General features: G+C 59.7%; 1 protein-coding gene. It reads left to right on the top strand.

All coding sequences use genetic code 11. The annotated features are described in order from the left end of the window. Positions 1-499: hypothetical protein (locus AWB68_RS48760; RefSeq protein ID WP_160110218.1), on the top strand; the 499-nt coding region annotated here is incomplete at its 5' end. Between the last annotated feature and the right edge of the window lie 67 nt (positions 500-566).

Genomic DNA, 566 nt, shown 5'->3' on the forward strand with positions numbered 1-566 from the left:
GCGAGTTCGCATTCATTCTGCCCATATCGGGCAAGAAGTTGAAGTCCATTATCGTTGGCATGCGCTATATGGTCGCCGCGTCAAGGTTCGAGACGTCGAGCAACGCGGCGGCGGCGTGGTGCATGTCGAAATTGACGCTGGCGTAGTCAAGATGGTGGCAGCGTGGATGCTCGACCGCGCAGTATGTTCAGCAATGGAGCTTGGTGAGCCGAGGGTCACCGTGGCGGTGTTAGACGACCTGCATCGGCTGCTTGTTGATCGGCGCTTGAGAGCAAACTCGCCGGACGGTTCCAACATCGTCCGGGAGAAACGCAATGGACAAGCCAAAGGGCGTTCCAGCACGACCGCAATCGTCTGCGGTGACGCTGCGCCAGATGAGCATGAGGTTCGACAACGTCGAGTTGCAGGGGATGAACGCGGCACAGCGCTCGAGGGCAATCGCGCATCTTGCAAGGCTGTTGATACAGGCCGCCGGCGCTACCGCCGGGAAGGAGTGTGACGATGACGAACGCTGATCGTTTGCCAGCGCCCCTTCTCCAGCGCAAGGCAGTGGTTTATGTCCGGCA

The organism is Caballeronia choica (assembly GCF_001544535.1).
Lineage (GTDB): Bacteria > Pseudomonadota > Gammaproteobacteria > Burkholderiales > Burkholderiaceae > Caballeronia > Caballeronia choica.